Below are 15,297 nucleotides of genomic sequence, written 5' to 3' on the forward strand. Positions count from 1 at the left end.
TGCTTGAGCGGCACCGGCAGAGAGGTTGGAGTGGGCGGCACCCCCCTCTGTCCTGCCGGACAGAGGGGGGTGCCGCGCCCACCCGCTCATCGGCCCTCCACCCATGACCGACCTCTCCAGCTTCATCATCGCCCACCCCGACAGCATCCTCGTCGACATCACCGGCACACAAGGCTCGACCCCACGCGAGGCCGGTACCTTCATGCTGGTATCGCAAACCGCATTGTGGGGCACGATCGGCGGCGGCCAGTTCGAATTCATGGCGATCGCGAATGCGCGGGACATGTTGGCGGGAACCGGCGGGATGGCGGAGATGGATATTCCGCTCGGGCCTGACATCGGTCAGTGCTGCGGTGGGCGCACGCAGCTGCGGTTTCGCCGGGTGACGCAGGCGGTTACCGAAGAAATCGAGGCCAGGCTGACCAGTGAGATCGAGCGCCTGCCCGAAGTCTATCTCTTCGGCGCCGGCCATGTCGGCCGGGCGCTGGCAACGGCCCTTGCGCCGCTGCCGCTGTCGGTGACGGTCGTCGAGACGCGGCAGGAGGAACTTGCCAACCTGCCGCCCGAGACGAAGACGCGGCTCATGCCGATGCCCGAAGCGCTGGTGAAGGATATTCCGGCTGGCGGCGCGGTCGTCATCCTGACGCACGACCACGCGCTGGATTTCCTCATCGCCCGCGAAGCGCTGGAAAGAACGGATCTCGTCTATGTCGGCATGATCGGCTCGGCGACCAAGCGCGCCACCTTCGCCAGCTGGCTTTCCCGTGAAGGCGGCGGTGAGCGTGCCTGGCTCGAGCGGCTGACGCTGCCGATCGGCGGCGCGGCGGTCAGAGACAAGCGCCCTGAAGTGATCGCCGCCATGACCTCCGCCGAGATCCTGACGGCGCTTGGCGCCTACCGCATGCGCTCGTCTTCGTAATAGGGATCGCGCCCGTCGAGGAAACCGAGATCGCGCTTGACGCGATCGGGCGCCGTGTCGAGATCGAGGCTGGGCATGCGCCAGATCCGCGCCAGCCGGCCGCCGATGCGCCGGAAAATTCCGATGGTCGGCTGCGGCGGGCTCTGTTCGATAGCATAGCAATCCATGACATCACCTCGATGGTTTGATGGTATGAGTTGCAGTTTGCGGCCAAAAATGCTGCAATTCCAATCGAACAACCGTCTGCCTACATCAAGAGAACTTATCCATGAAACTGTCCAAACAATTCCCGCTGAATGCGTTGCGCGTCTTCGAGGCCGCTGCCCGGCTCGGAAGTTTCACCAAGGCGGGCGATGAGCTCGGCATGACGCAGACCGCCGTCAGCTACCAGATCAAGCTGCTGGAGGAGAATGTCGGCGAGCCGCTCTTCCTGCGCCGTCCCCGCCAGATCGCACTGACAGACACCGGCGAGCGGCTGGCGCCGAAGGTGACCGAAGCTTTCGCTATGCTGCACGACGCGATGGCGACGGCGCGCGACAGCGTCGAAGGCACGCTCGCCATCAGTTCGACCCATACCTTCGCCTCGAAGTGGCTGGCGCCGCGCCTTGGCTCCTTCCACTTGAAGCATCCGGCGATCGCGGTGCGCTTTCAGGCGAGTTCGGATATCATCGACTTCGCCCGCGAGCAGATCGATGTCGGCATCCGCTGGGGCGACGGCAACTGGCCGGGGCTGGCGCTGCACCGGCTGATGGGACTGGAGTTTACGCCGATGCTGAGCCCGAAGCTGGCGGAGGCGGCAGGCGGCATCAGGGAGCCACGCGATCTCCTGAACTTCGACCTCTTCGACGCCGGCGACATCTGGTGGAAACAATGGTTCGAGGCAGCCGGCGTTACGGAGACGGATCTCGATCGGCGTCCGCGCAACCAGCTCGGCTCTCAGGCGGTGGAAGCCGATGCGGCGATCGCCGGCCATGGCGTCGCCATCCTTCATCCTGCCTTCTATGCGGCCGAGATCGCGCTCGGCCGGCTCTATCAACCCTTCGAACTGACCCGCAGCGACGGCAAAGCCTACTGGCTCGTCTACCCGGAAAACCGTCGCAACGTGCCCAAGATCAAGGCCTTCCGCAACTGGATCCTCGAAGAGATGAAGGCAGCCGGAAATTGATACATGTCACCTAAAAATGTGCAGCCAATTTCAGACAACGACATGCCGGACCCGGTTCGTGAGCCGGGTCCGGTCCGCTGGCTCGGCTTCAAAATCCCATTTCCGGCGCATAGAAGCAGCGCGGCGTGTCCTCGTTCGGGAACAGACAGAGATGATAGTCGTTGTCGCCGGATTGCATCGCCTTCGTCATCGGCAGCAGGAAGACATGAGCATGGGTGACCAGCCGGTGGTCGCCCGGCATCAGCGTCACACGATATCCGCCTGGCGTCACCGCCACGCTTTTCGAAGGGATCATTTGGCAATCGCCATTATGACTGTTGCCGTTGCAACAATAGGGGTCATAACTCCACCCCGAAGGTGCGTCGTGAGCCGTCGCCAACGACGCATACGCAATCATCACACACGTCAGAATGCTGCGCATGGGCATCTTCTCCGTCGATGAATGCGCCGCCGATGATCTAACGGTTCTTATTTTATTCCGGCGGCCCGCAAAATAACTGTAATCGAGTCGTCGTAGTTCAAGGCCTGCTGAATTAGCAGATCAAGTATGAGGCAGAGATAATACACAGCCTTCTCGGCAGCTTTTAGGCACGCGACAGCAGATCGGCGATGCGGCTGCGATCGGCAGCTTCGGCAAAACCGCCGGAAATCGTCAGCGGAGCGCCGAAGATCTCGACGAACCCGTTGCCGAGGATGAGACCTTCGCCGTCCCGGCACGCGAGAATGGGTCTTGCCGTCGTCTCGCTGTAGCGCAGCAGCGCGGAGAGATAGCCGGGATCGTCGTTCAGATGCGGGAAGAATTCGAAGGGCAAGAGATCAAGAGCCGCGCCATCCTGCACCGCATCAGGCGGACCGCCGGAAAAGAGCGCGTCGACGGCGATGGTCGGCGTCATCAAAATCGCCCCGGCGCTGGTTCCGACGAGAATGCCGTCGTCCAATGCCCATGAGCGCAGCTTGTCCAGCATGCCGTTTCGGCGCAGCCGTCTCAGAAAATCGCCGGTATGCCCACCGGAAAGATGGATGGCGTCGCAGGAAAACAGCCGGCCGATCTCTTCGTCACCGGAAAGCACGTCGAGATCGAAGAAGAGATCGAGGGAAAGCCCGTAGCTGCGATAATACCGCCGTTTCTCGTTGAAAGACTCCCGCTGCGGGTCCGGACCGGATGCGATGTAGCCGATGCGGTTTCCGCGCGCGAGGACGAGCGCGGCAAGCCGGCGGTCCATCGGCGCGTTTTCGGCGATGACCTGATCGCTGTAGAGTGCGGTGATCATTCCATTGCTCCTTTGGCCGCGTCAGCGATTGAGCGTGTGGTCCTTCAATCTCCTCTTCCCTCCCCGCCAAAATTTCCGCAATGTCACGAGTCGGAGGAAGATAGGGGAACTCGATGTATGAATATGCCATAGCATGGGAATGGCTCGCCTTCGCGGCGCGCTGGTTCCATGTCATTACCGCGATCGCCTGGATCGGATCGTCCTTCTATTTCATCGCGCTCGATCTCGGACTGGTGAAACGCCCGCATCTGCCGCCCGGCGCCTATGGCGAGGAATGGCAGGTCCATGGCGGCGGCTTCTATCATATCCAGAAATATCTGGTGGCGCCCGCCCAGATGCCGGAGCACCTGACCTGGTTCAAATATGAGAGCTATTTCACCTGGATATCAGGCTTCCTGATGCTGTGCATCGTCTATTACGGCGGCGCCGACCTCTTCCTGATCGACCGGCATGTGCTGGATATCAGCCCGCCCGTCGCGATCCTGATCTCGCTGGCATCGCTTGCCCTCGGCTGGGTCGTCTACGATCTGCTCTGCAAGTCGCCGCTCGGGCGGAACACCTGGGGACTGATGGCGGTGCTCTATGTCGTGCTCGTCTTCATGGCCTGGGGCTATACGCAGCTTTTCACCGGCCGCGCCGCCTTCCTGCATCTCGGCGCCTTCACCGCGACGATCATGTCGGCCAACGTCTTCATGATCATCATTCCGAACCAGAAGATCGTCGTCGCCGACCTCATCGCCGGACGGGTTCCCGATCCCAAATATGGGCAGGTCGCCAAGCAGCGCTCGCTACACAATAACTACCTGACGCTGCCCGTCATCTTCTTCATGCTGTCGAACCATTACCCGCTGTCTTTCGGTACGCAGTTCAACTGGGTGATTGCGGCTCTGGTCTTCCTGATGGGCGTCACCATCCGCCACTGGTTCAACACCACGCATGCCAGGAAGGGCCGGCCGACCTGGACCTGGATCGTCACCGTCATTCTTTTCATCCTGATCATGTGGCTTTCGACCGTGCCGAAGCTGCTGACGGGCGAAACGGATGCGGCGGCGGTCGCGCCCGCCTTCCAGCAATTCGCCGGCGATCCGCATTTCCCCGCCGTCAAACAACTGGTCTCGACGCGCTGTTCCATGTGCCACGCGGCCGAGCCGGTGTATGAGGGTATCGTGCGGCCACCCAATGGCGTGATGCTCGAAAACGACGCGGAAATCGCCGCCCATGCCCGTGAGATCTATATACAGGCGGGCCGCAGCCATGCCATGCCGCCCGGCAACATCACCGACATCACGCCGGACGAGCGCAAGCTGCTGGTCGCCTGGTTCGAGAGCGCAGTCGAAGGCAAGAAACAATGACGACGACACTCCTGCGCGGCCGCCTGCTTTCCTTCCATCGCGCGCCGCTAAGCCTCGTTGACAGCCAAAGCTACCTTTACGAAGAGGATGGCGGCCTGTTGGTCGAAGATGGGCTGATCACGGCTATCGGCCCCTATGCCGACGTCAAGGCAAAAGCAGCCGCGGACACGACCGAAATCGACCACCGCCCGCATCTGATCATGCCGGGCTTCATCGACATGCACCTGCATTTTCCGCAGATGCAGGTGATTGCCTCCTACGCCGCCAACCTGCTCGAATGGCTGAATACCTATACCTTTCCCGAGGAATGCCGTTTCGTCGAAAGCGCGCATGCCGAAAGGATCGCCACGCATTTCTACGACGAGTTGATCCGCCACGGCACGACGACGGCGGTCGCCTATTGCTCCGTGCACAAGACCTCGGCCGACGCTTTCTTTGCCGAGGCGATGAGGCGCAACATGCGAATGGTCGGCGGCAAGGTGATGATGGACCGCAATGCCCCGCAAGGCCTGCTCGACACGCCCGAGATGGGCTATGACGAGACCCGCCAGGTGATATCGGACTGGCACGGCAAGGGCCGCAACCACGTCGCCATCACTCCGCGCTTCGCCATCACCTCGACAGCGGCGCAGATGGAAGCGACATCAGCGCTTGCCCGTGAATTTCCCGACATGCACATCCAGACGCATCTTTCGGAAAACCACGACGAAATCAAATTCACCTGCGAGCTTTATCCCGACGCGCTCGACTATACCGACATCTACGCCCACTACGGCCTGCTCGGGCCGAAAAGCCTCTTCGGCCATGCCATCCACCTGTCCGAGCGCGAAGCCGATGCCATGAGCGAGGCAGGTGCCGTCGCCGTCCACTGCCCGACCTCGAACCTCTTCCTCGGCTCCGGCCTGTTTCCGCTGAAGGCGCTGGCGCGGCGGGAAAAGCCTGTTCGCATCGGGGTAGCGACCGATATCGGCGGCGGTTCCAGCTATTCGATGCTGCGGACGATGGACGAGGCCTACAAGATCCAGCAGTTGCTCGGCGAACGGCTGAACCCGCTGGAAAGCTATTACCTGATGACGCGTGGCAATGCCGAGGCCCTGTCGCTGGCGGACCGGATCGGCACGCTGGAACCCGGCACCGAGGCCGATCTCGTCGTCCTCGATGCGACGGCGACATCGGCGATGGCACTAAAGATGGAAGTGGTTAAGACGCTGCCCGAGGAGCTTTTCCTACTGCAGACGATGGGCGACGACCGAGCTGTTGCAGAGACCTATGTGGCCGGTGTTGCGTTGAAAGCGCAGCTACGATGACACATCTCGTTGCTCTTGAAATCACCCCGTAACAGCTGTCCGACAAGGCCAATTTCCCATAACGCTTCTGCCAATTTCATGTTATGGCCGATGGCCGTATTCAGACGTGAAGGTTCAATTCATGGCCACTCCGCTCACCATCGCCGACTTGAAAAAGCTCGCACGGCGCCGTGTGCCGAAGATGTTTTTCGACTATGCGGATTCGGGTGCCTGGACGGAATCGACCTATGCGGCAAACGAGAGCGATTTCAGCCAGATCAAGCTGCGCCAGCGGGTGATGGTCGACATGACCAACCGCACGCTGGAAACGACGATGATCGGCCAAAAAGTGTCGATGCCCGTGGCCCTGGCGCCGACCGGCCTGACCGGCATGCAGCATGCCGACGGCGAGATGCTGGCGGCACGCGCTGCCGAGGAGTTCGGCGTTCCCTTCACGCTTTCGACGATGAGCATCTGCTCGATCGAGGACGTGGCGTCAGCGACGACACGCCCCTTCTGGTTCCAGCTCTACGTGATGAGGGACAAGGATTTTGTCCTCAATCTCATCAACCGCGCTAAGGCGGCCGGATGCTCGGCGCTGGTGCTGACGGCTGATCTGCAGATCCTCGGCCAGCGGCATAAGGACCTGCGCAACGGCCTGTCGGCGCCGCCGAAATTCACCCCGAAACATGTCTGGCAGATGGCGACCCGGCCCTTCTGGTGCCTGGACATGCTGCAGACCAAGCGCCGCAACTTCGGCAATATCGTTGGCCATGCGAAAAATGTAACCAATATCGCCTCGCTCGCCGCTTGGACACATGAGCAGTTCGATCCGCGGCTTTCCTGGGCGGATGTCGCCTGGATCAAGGAACAATGGGGCGGCCCGCTGATCATCAAGGGCATACTCGATCCGGAGGATGCGAAGGCCGCCGTCGACACCGGCGCCGATGCGATCGTCGTCTCCAATCATGGCGGGCGTCAGCTTGACGGAGCCCCCTCATCGATCAGCATGCTGCCGAAGATCGTCGACGCCGTCGGCGACCGTATCGAGGTCCATCTCGACGGCGGCATCCGCTCCGGCCAGGACGTGCTGAAGGCTGTGGCGCTCGGCGCCAAGGGCACCTATATCGGCCGCCCCTTCCTCTACGGCCTCGGCGCCATGGGCAAGGAAGGCGTATCTCTGGCGCTCGGCATCATCCGCAAGGAGATGGACATCACCATGGCGCTCTGCGGCAAACGCGACATCAACGACGTGAATTCATCGATCATCGACGGGCGGCAGTGACCTGCCGCCAGCGACGGACGCAGCAACGGCTCCCTAAATATCTCGATACTGGACGCTGCCCTCAGTCCTTCTAACTGCGCGTTAAGGCTAGGTTGTATTTTTAGCGCGACCTCTTGAAAGCACAAAAGCGGTGCTTTATGTTTTGCCTATGGCTACCACAGGCAAGACACCGCATCCATCGCTGCTGCGCTACACGCTGGCGCCTGACGACAGTGCCCGGCACGCGCTGGACGACACCATTGCCGCCTACCTCAGGATGATCGAAATCCTGACCAGCCTCGTTGCCGATAAGGCGGGCGCCAATCTCGTCCTGCTGCATGACCTTGCCTATGAAACTGTCCGCGAGCAGACGGGCCTGCCGGCAAGGCTGGTCACGCTCGGCCTTCGCGATTTCGCCGCCAATCGCGGCGTGACCGCCGATCCGCCGCATCTGCCGCTCGATGACAAGCTCTTCGCCATCAAAGGCCCCTCGGACCTGACGATCGCCACGGTGCACGGACGCGTTGCCGTGCCCTTCGATGTCGCGGGTTATTCACGGGGATGGGAGAGTATTTTTCCAGCCTACCTCGTTGCGGGCCAGGACCGTTACGAGATTCACATCGGCGTCACGCCGAATTCCGCTCGGATGGAGGAAAATATGACGAACGAAGGCATTCTCTCACGCATGGGTCGCCTGATCGCGGGCATCGCGAATGCGGCGGTCGACAAGGCGGAAGGCGTCAACAAGATCGCCGTCATCGAACAGGCGGTCCGCGAGATCGATGCGGCGGCTGATGAGGCCCGCACCGATCTCGGCAAGGCGCGCGCGGAGGAATACCGCATCCAGAGCCGCAGAGACGAAATCGTCGAAGACATGAACGCGCTCGACCAGAAGATCCGCCTCGCCGTCTCCTCCGGGAGGGATGACCTGGCAAAGGCCGGCGTCGCCCGTCAGATCGATCTCGAATCCCAGATCGCAGCGCTCGACAAGGCGCTGGCCGATGCCAGGGAACAGTTGGATGAAGGCCAGAAAGCCTTGCAGGCCGTGCTCGCCACACGCCGCGAGGCGGACGCCCGCCTTGCCGATTTCAAACGCAGTCTCGCCCGGTATCCCGAACAGGCAGCGGCCGGTCACAGCCAGCCCGCACCGGGTGCAGATGCTGCGCGCGCTGCTGCGGCGGTCTCGCGGCTGACCGGAGTTCCCGCTGGCGAGCATGGCCACAGTTCCGAATTGGACGAACTCGACCGACTGCACCGCGAACAGGCAATCGAAGCCCGGCTCGCACGCTTCAAGGCGGATAACCGATAACACGATGGCACTCCTTTTCGCCCCTGAATGTGCGCCCTTCGCCATCGCCGCAGCGATCCTTGTCGGCCTGACCGCGATCGAGATGCTCGCGATGGTCATGGGTTTTTCGATGACGGAATTCCTGGGAAAGCCGGAGGTTCATGGCCATGACGGCATCCTGGCTTATCTCTCCTGGCTCAATCTCGGCGGTGTTCCGCTGCTGATTCTCATGATGCTGACGCTCGGCTTCTTCGCGATGACGGGCTTTGCGTTGCAGGCCGTCGCCAACGCCTTCTGGGCGCCGCTGCCAAGCTTGATAGCCGTCATACCTGCCGCGCTCGCAACCATCCCCATGGTCAGGGCATCGAGCAGAACCGTGGCGCGGATCGTACCGCACGACGAAACCTATGCGGTCGATCTCGACGCCTTGCTCGGCCGGACAGCCGAGGTGTCGATCGGCCCGCTCGATCAGGGATTGCCGGGCCGCGTCCGCGTCAAGGATCAGCATGGAAACTGGCATGTGCTTCGAGCCCGAGCCGCCAAGGGCGAAGGTCCACTCTCGATCGGCGCTTCGGTTCTTCTCGTCGATCACAAGGCAAATGTATTTATCGCCATTCCCGCGCCGGTCGACCCCACCGATGCGGACAATCAATCTTTGAGGGAGCAGCAATGATGTACGACGTTATTCTACCAGCCGGCATTGGGATTGTTCTGATCTTCGGCATCGGTTTTGTCCTCGCCTCGCTTTACACGCGTTCCAGCAGAGACGAGGCCTATGTGCGCACCGGTCTCGGCGGCCAGAAGGTAGTGCTCGACGGCGGTTCGGTCGTCCTGCCGATCTTCCATTCGACTGCCCGGGTTAACCTGAAGACACTGCGGCTCGAGGTTCGCCGCGGTGAAGGCGATGCACTGATCACCAAGGACCGCATGCGCGTCGATATCGGCGCCGAGTTCTATGTGCGCGTGAAACCCGATGCCTCCTCGATTGCGCTTGCAGCTCAGACACTCGGCAACCGCACCAACGACGCCGAGGCTCTCCGCATCCTGATCGAGGCGAAATTCGTCGACGGCCTTCGCTCGGTGGCCGCGACGATGAATCTCGACGCGCTGCAGGAACAGCGCATGGATTTCGTCAAGGCCGTGCAGGAAGCTGTCGGCGCCGATCTCCAGTCGAACGGCCTCGAACTCGAATCCGTGTCGCTGACACGCCTCGACCAGACGGATATCAAGCATTTCAACGCTAACAACTTCTTCGACGCGCAGGGTCTTGCGGCATTGACCCGCATCACCGAGGGACGCAAGAAGGAGCGAAACGAGATCGTTCGCGACACCGAAGTCGCCATCGCCCAGAAGGATCTCGAGGCCCGCCAGCAATCGCTAACCATCGAGCGGACCAAGCGGGAAGCCGAACTCAGCCAGGAACGGGACATCGCCAACAAATCCGCGGCGACACGCGCTGAAACCGCGCAGCAGGAGCAGGCCGCAAAACGCGCCGAGGAGGAAGCCCGCATCGCTTCCGAACAGGCGATCGCCGAACGCGAGGCATCTGCCAAGCAGGCTCGCGAAAGCGCCAACATCGACGCCGCCCGCGCCGTCCAGCAACGCGAAACCGAGGCCAAGCGTGACCTCCAGATCGTGGCACAGGAAAGCGCCATCGCCGTTGCCAACAAGAGCCGTGAAGAATCCGAAGCGAAGGCGGCTGCGGAGACGGCGCGCGCGCTGGCGATAGCGGCGGAGGAAAAAGTCGGCACCGCCAAGGCGATCGAGATTGCCGAACGCGAAAAGCAGATTGCCGTCATCGACGCACGCAAGAAAGCCGAGACGGAAGCGACCGCCGTCACCGTCGGCGCCGAAGCTGAAAAACAAGCGGCAAGCGACCAGGCCGAGGCCATCAAGACGCTGGCGACCGCCGAGGCGGATGCGGCGATCATCAAGGCCAAGGGCATTCTCGAAACCGGCAAGGCCGCGGCTGAGAGCGAGGCATTGCTCAACGACGCTCGCAACAAGTTGAGCTCTGCCATCATCGAGTTCGAGATCACCCGCGAACGGATCCGCATCATTCCGCAGGCGCTCGCCGAGGCGGTCAAGCCGATCGAGAAGATCTCCGATATCAGGATATTCGATACCGGCGGCATGCTCGGCCGCGGAAACGGAGCGACCGGCGGAAACGGTATCGGGCTCGGCGAAGGACTGGCTAGCCAGCTCCTCTCCTATCAGGCGAATAAACCGATCCTCGACAAATTGCTGAAGGAAGCCGGCTTCGACGGCGACGATGCCATCTCATCCCTTCTTGGAAATCTCGATGGCGCAAAACCGGTAAGACCGGCAACGCCCGCGGCAGCCCCGGCAAAGCCGGCAACACCGACCGTAGCCCCGACACAAACGATCATCCCTCCGGCGCCGAAGCCGGTACCAAAGAAGGACTGATCGCCGCGCAAGCGGGTCTGGACTAGAATAGGATGATGTCGCCCGAAAACTGCTCACACTTTTCGGGCATCATGCTCTATCTCACCCAACCCGCTGCCAGCGCGCCTGCCCAGTCGGCACGGCCCCTTTCGGCGGCCAGTGCCGACATCGCCATATGGTCATAGGCGACGGTTCGGAACTGCCATGTCCATCCGCCCGCTGCCTTTTCCAGAATGGCATAACTCGCCAGCGGATGGCCGGCTTCCACCTTGTGGTAATAGGGCAGTTCGTCGTCATAGGCCGGGCAGCCGACGCTGCCTGGATTGACGATCAGGCGGCCATCGGAGAGGCGCACAGCGCGGGGAATGTGGCTGTGGCCACAGAGGATCAGCGGCAGGTCGATGCCTTCGGCCAGCGCCTCGATCGCTTCGATCGGTTTCAGGAAGACGACGCCCTCCGGCGAGACCGATTCCAGCCAGTAGAGATTGTCATCCTTCGGCGTCGCGTGGCAGAGATAGACTTCGCCGCGATAGATGGTATCGAACGGCAGGTTTCGAATCCAATTAAGATGAGACGACGACAATTGACCGTAGGCGGCCGCATCCGAAGCATGCATTGCCGCCGGATCCTGCTCGATCAGATAGCGGTCGTGATTGCCGCGGATCGACGTCAACCCGAGCGGCATCAGCAAGTCTGCCGTCTTGCCGGCCTCGAGCGGGCCGCTGAAGAAATCGCCGAGATTGACGATCTCATCGATCTCCTGCGCACGAATATCCGCAAGCACGGCCTCGAGCGCCAGATGGTTGCCGTGGATATCGGCAATTGCCGCAAACCGCATTTTTTAACTCCCTCGGTAGGTGGAATAGCCATAGGGCGAAATCAGCAGCGGCACATGGTAATGCGCCGTGACGTCGGCAATACCGAAGCGGATCGGTACGAGATCGAGGAAGGCGGGATGCGGCAACGGCGTGCCGCTGGCCCTCAGATAATCGCCGGCGTGGAAGACCAGTTCATAGGTGCCGGCCCGAAAATTTTCGCCAATGAGGATGGGGCCGCCATCAACCCGGCCGTCGGCATTGGTCTCCACCGTCTTCAGATGCCTGCGGATCTCGCCGTCGAGCTGGAAAAGATCGATCCTCAAGCCTTCGACCGGCTTACCGAGAGCGGTGTCGAGAACATGTGTGGTCAGTCCGGTCATGGGGCTGGCTCTTTAATGATATAAGGGGTTTCGAAGAAGTATTCTTCCAGATTATTGCCTGGCCCGTCACGATCGACGACCAGGAAATCTGAGGCTTCACCGAGCGCCATCAGCGGATGATGCCAGACGTTGCGGCGATAGTTCACGCCCTGGTCGCCGCGCGCCAGAAACACCTGCGGCCTGCCCGGGCGGCCGCTTTCGTCCTCGGAGACGACGACGAGAAAAGGACGGCCCGAGACCGGCGAGAAACTCTGGCTGCCGAAAGGATGGCGCTCCATCATGGTGACTTCATAGGGGAAGCTGCGCGGCTGGCCGCGAAAGAGGTTAATGATGACGCGCGCACCCTCGCCCGTCGCCTCAGTGGCGGCGAGCGCATGGAAACGCTCCGTCGTGCCGCCATTGATGAGCCGCATCGAGGCGGGATCGGCTTCGATCACCTCGCCGAAGGGAGCAAAGGCGGATCTCGTAAGCGGACGGATGTCGAGACGTGGGGGCAATCGCTCACTCACCTTCGGCATGCCAGTGACGGATGGCATCGATCGCGGAAAGAAGCTCCGGCAGCGTGCGATACGTCGCCTCCCAGATGTCGGAAGGATCGAGATCGAAGACGCCGTCGAGGATACGGTTGCCCGTGCCGCAGATTTTCGTCCACGGCAGATCGGGATGCTCGGTCGCAAATTCCGGATGAGTCACCAGCAAGCGGGATGCCGCGGCACCGATGGTGAAGTGGCAAAAGGTAACCGCCTTGAAAGTGAGCTTGTCCCCGGCGAACGCCGCCCCATCCATTCCGCCGACGAAAGACAGCGCTTCGGATGCCGCCTCATACATCTCATTGAGATAGTCGATCGCGCGCCGCTCGTTCATTCAGCCTCCGGCAGCATCGTCGTCAGGCGCAGCAGCGCGATCCGCTCGACTTGCGCCGTCGCGGTCGCAAATTCTTCGTCCCTGCCATTGCCGATCCGTGTTTCGAAGGCCGACAGGATATCGTCCTTGCCGAGCCCCTTGACCGCAATGATGAAGGGAAAGCCGAATTTTTCGACATAGGCCGAATTGAGTTCGGTGAAGCGGGCATGTTCGGCCGGGGTCAGGCGGTCGAGACCGGCGCCGGATTGCTCCTTCCGGCTGTCTTCGGTGAGTTCGCCCGCTATCGCGAGGCGCCCGGCAAGGTCAGGATGGGCGCTGAGCACGCCGAGGCGCTCCTGCGGGCTTGCCGCCTGGAAGACAGCGGTTAGCGACGCATGCACGCCGGCCGCCGTCAGCGGCTCCGGCACCTGGCCGGCGTCATAGGCGCGCTCGGCGATGAAAGGCGAATGTTCAAAGACGCCGCCGAAGCGGGAGACGAAATCCTCGCGCGACATCATCAGAGCGCTTCCGGCTGATGATGCTTGTGCCAATGCTCGGCGATCTCGATGCGGCGCGGAATCCAGACCTTGTCATGCTTCAGCACATATTCGATGAAGCGCTTCAGCGCTGCCGCCCGGCCGGGACGTCCGACGAGGCGGCAATGCAATCCGACCGACATCATCTTCGGGCTGCCCGCCTTGCCTTCCTCATAAAGCGTGTCGAAAGCGTCCTTCAGATAGGTGAAGAACTGATCGCCGGCATTGAAGCCCTGCGGCGTCGCAAAACGCATGTCGTTGGTTTCGAGCGTATAGGGGATGATCAGGAAGGGTTTCCCGTCGACGCCCTTCACCCAGTAAGGCAGGTCATCGGCATAGGAATCGGAGGAATAGAGGAAACCGCCCTCCTCCTGCACCAGCCGAAGCGTATTGTCGGAAGGCTTGCCCTGATACATGCCGTAGGGCCGCTCGCCGGTAAGCTCGGTGTGCAGGCGCACGGCTTCGAGGATATGCTTGCGCTCCAGATCTTCCGGAAAATCCTTATATTCCAGCCAGCGGTAACCGTGGCTGGCGATCTCCCAGCCGGCCTCCTTCATCGCAGCGACGGCCTCGGGGTTGCGGGCCATCGCCAGCGTTACGCCGTAGACGGTCGCCTGCACCTTGAGATCGGTGAACATTCGCCAGAGCCGCCAGAAGCCGGCACGCGAACCATACTCATAGATCGATTCCATGTTGAGGTTGCGCTGCCCTGGCCAGGCGGCCGCACCGACGATCTCCGACAGCAGGTTTTCGGAAGCCGGATCTCCGTCGAGGATCGAGCTTTCGCCGCCCTCCTCGTAGTTGACGACGAACTGCACGGCGACGCGTGCCTCGTCCGGCCATTTCGGATCGGGCGTCAGACGCCCGTAACCGACGAGATTGCGCGGATAAGTCTCGGATACCATCAAATCACCTTCTGAAAAGACGGGGAACGGTAGCATCCGCAGCCGGAATGTCGAGACGGAAACTGCTCGGCCGGATTTGCGTTTACAGCACAAGCCTTTAGCTCATCAGCAGATTCAAGCGATTTTGCGCGCGCTGACCTTGCCCATCGGATGCAGCGAGTGAACGCGGAAAGGACCGCCAGTGCCCTCTTCGATCATCAGGGCAACGTTGGAAACCATTACAGGTTCGCAGAGGACAGGCTCGAAGATCGTCCGCAACACCGGCTCGATGCGCGGCATGTCGATCGCGTTGACGGGGCCCGTCACAGGCATATGGAAGCGGAACTCCTCCATCACATAGGGATTGCCCCAGCGATGCAGATTGGAAAATTGCGTCGCCGACAGCCCGTCCGGATCGCTGCGTTCGATCTCGGCCTCGCTGAGCGGTGCGCGAAAACGATCGAATTCCTGCACGATCGCCGAGGCGAGATACTGGATCTGCTCGCAGGGAGTGCTCGGCAGCAGGCTGTAGAAATTGCCGAGCCGGGCGACTTCGATACGCGGAATCTGAAAGGGAACGAAGGTCCCGGAAAAACGCATCAGATCGCGCAGGAGTTGCGATTCGGGCATGTCGTGGGACAGATGAAAGGGCGCCTTCAAAACACCGTGAAAGCCGTAGCGCCGCGGCACGGCGGTATGGAAGGCGATCTCGTGAATACCGAGGCCACGAACTGCCGGAGGCTCCATCATATCGCCCGAAAACACGTTTCGGCCAAGCCAATTGGCGGCCACGAGCGACAACGGGTCGCTCGCCGGAGGCGTGAAGCAAATGGCATAGCGCATGCAATTTCCTCCATCAAGGAAGTGAGCACCGTTCAGATCCGG

The 15,297-nt window shown here is 61.5% G+C and carries 18 protein-coding genes; 8 read left to right on the top strand and 10 right to left on the bottom strand.

The window, feature by feature from the left end:
• The first annotated feature begins 103 nt into the window (after positions 1-103).
• Positions 104-919 (top strand): xanthine dehydrogenase accessory protein XdhC, encoded by an 816-nt coding sequence (xdhC, locus tag G9X67_RS08340; RefSeq protein WP_138330319.1) that lies wholly within the window; start codon positions 104-106, stop codon positions 917-919.
• Here xdhC and G9X67_RS08345 read toward each other — a convergent pair.
• Complete coding sequence (locus G9X67_RS08345; protein WP_012758544.1) at positions 895-1,086, bottom strand: hypothetical protein; 192 nt, start codon at positions 1,084-1,086, stop codon at positions 895-897. The genes xdhC and G9X67_RS08345 overlap by 25 nt on opposite strands.
• A 101-nt stretch (positions 1,087-1,187) precedes the next feature.
• Here G9X67_RS08345 and gcvA point away from each other — a divergent pair, with 101 nt between their 5' ends.
• Positions 1,188-2,084 carry a transcriptional regulator GcvA gene (gene gcvA, locus G9X67_RS08350; protein WP_011653043.1) on the top strand — a complete coding sequence of 299 codons (897 nt, stop codon included), beginning with the start codon at positions 1,188-1,190 and terminating at the stop codon, positions 2,082-2,084.
• An 88-nt stretch (positions 2,085-2,172) separates the two neighbouring features.
• Here gcvA and G9X67_RS08355 read toward each other — a convergent pair whose 3' ends face one another.
• Positions 2,173-2,505 carry a hypothetical protein gene (locus G9X67_RS08355; protein ID WP_138330318.1) on the bottom strand — a complete coding sequence of 111 codons (333 nt, stop codon included), beginning with the start codon at positions 2,503-2,505 and terminating at the stop codon, positions 2,173-2,175.
• A gap of 163 nt (positions 2,506-2,668) precedes the next feature.
• A complete protein-coding gene (locus G9X67_RS08360) occupies positions 2,669-3,355 on the bottom strand; it encodes a Type 1 glutamine amidotransferase-like domain-containing protein (RefSeq protein ID WP_171598471.1) in 687 nt (228 codons plus the stop codon).
• Between the two features lie 113 nt (positions 3,356-3,468).
• Here G9X67_RS08360 and puuD point away from each other — a divergent pair, with 113 nt between their 5' ends.
• From puuD to G9X67_RS08390, 6 genes are all read left to right on the top strand, one after another.
• Positions 3,469-4,707, top strand: a complete 1,239-nt coding sequence (gene puuD / locus G9X67_RS08365; protein ID WP_138330316.1) for a urate hydroxylase PuuD — start codon at positions 3,469-3,471, stop codon at positions 4,705-4,707.
• Positions 4,704-6,014, top strand: a complete 1,311-nt coding sequence (guaD, locus tag G9X67_RS08370; protein WP_138330315.1) for a guanine deaminase — start codon at positions 4,704-4,706, stop codon at positions 6,012-6,014. Before puuD ends, guaD begins: the two co-directional genes overlap by 4 nt.
• 121 nt (positions 6,015-6,135) lie before the next feature.
• Positions 6,136-7,278, top strand: a complete 1,143-nt coding sequence (locus G9X67_RS08375) for an alpha-hydroxy acid oxidase (protein ID WP_138330314.1) — start codon at positions 6,136-6,138, stop codon at positions 7,276-7,278.
• A 130-nt stretch (positions 7,279-7,408) separates the two neighbouring features.
• Complete coding sequence (locus tag G9X67_RS08380) at positions 7,409-8,566, top strand: PspA/IM30 family protein (RefSeq protein ID WP_138330313.1); 1,158 nt, start codon at positions 7,409-7,411, stop codon at positions 8,564-8,566.
• A gap of 4 nt (positions 8,567-8,570) precedes the next feature.
• Positions 8,571-9,218, top strand: a complete 648-nt coding sequence (locus tag G9X67_RS08385) for an OB-fold-containig protein (RefSeq protein ID WP_138330312.1) — start codon at positions 8,571-8,573, stop codon at positions 9,216-9,218.
• Complete coding sequence (locus G9X67_RS08390) at positions 9,215-10,972, top strand: flotillin domain-containing protein (protein ID WP_138330311.1); 1,758 nt, start codon at positions 9,215-9,217, stop codon at positions 10,970-10,972. Before G9X67_RS08385 ends, G9X67_RS08390 begins: the two co-directional genes overlap by 4 nt.
• Positions 10,973-11,048: 76 nt before the next feature.
• Here G9X67_RS08390 and G9X67_RS08395 read toward each other — a convergent pair whose 3' ends face one another.
• The 7 genes from G9X67_RS08395 to G9X67_RS08425 all read right to left on the bottom strand — a co-directional run bounded on the left by G9X67_RS08395 (position 11,049) and on the right by G9X67_RS08425 (position 15,255).
• A complete protein-coding gene (locus tag G9X67_RS08395; RefSeq protein WP_138330310.1) occupies positions 11,049-11,789 on the bottom strand; it encodes a metallophosphoesterase family protein in 741 nt (246 codons plus the stop codon).
• Between the two features lie 3 nt (positions 11,790-11,792).
• Entirely contained in the window at positions 11,793-12,149 is a 357-nt protein-coding gene (gene uraH / locus G9X67_RS08400) for a hydroxyisourate hydrolase (RefSeq protein WP_171598472.1), read from the bottom strand.
• Complete coding sequence (locus G9X67_RS08405) at positions 12,146-12,667, bottom strand: ureidoglycolate lyase (protein WP_171598473.1); 522 nt, start codon at positions 12,665-12,667, stop codon at positions 12,146-12,148. Before G9X67_RS08405 ends, uraH begins: the two co-directional genes overlap by 4 nt.
• The gene (locus tag G9X67_RS08410; protein ID WP_003541963.1) at positions 12,651-13,013 is read right to left on the bottom strand and encodes a HepT-like ribonuclease domain-containing protein; all 363 of its coding nucleotides are present in this window, start codon (positions 13,011-13,013) and stop codon (positions 12,651-12,653) included. The genes G9X67_RS08405 and G9X67_RS08410 overlap by 17 nt, the downstream gene beginning before the upstream one ends.
• A complete protein-coding gene (uraD, locus tag G9X67_RS08415; RefSeq protein WP_138330308.1) occupies positions 13,010-13,510 on the bottom strand; it encodes a 2-oxo-4-hydroxy-4-carboxy-5-ureidoimidazoline decarboxylase in 501 nt (166 codons plus the stop codon). Before uraD ends, G9X67_RS08410 begins: the two co-directional genes overlap by 4 nt.
• Complete coding sequence (puuE, locus tag G9X67_RS08420; protein ID WP_138330307.1) at positions 13,510-14,433, bottom strand: allantoinase PuuE; 924 nt, start codon at positions 14,431-14,433, stop codon at positions 13,510-13,512. Before puuE ends, uraD begins: the two co-directional genes overlap by 1 nt.
• A gap of 114 nt (positions 14,434-14,547) precedes the next feature.
• Entirely contained in the window at positions 14,548-15,255 is a 708-nt protein-coding gene (locus G9X67_RS08425) for a DUF1045 domain-containing protein (protein ID WP_011653058.1), read from the bottom strand.
• Between the last annotated feature and the right edge of the window lie 42 nt (positions 15,256-15,297).

Origin of the sequence: Rhizobium sp. WYCCWR 11152 (genome assembly GCF_013087615.1) — a bacterium.
Classification (GTDB): Bacteria; Pseudomonadota; Alphaproteobacteria; order Rhizobiales; family Rhizobiaceae; genus Rhizobium; species Rhizobium indicum.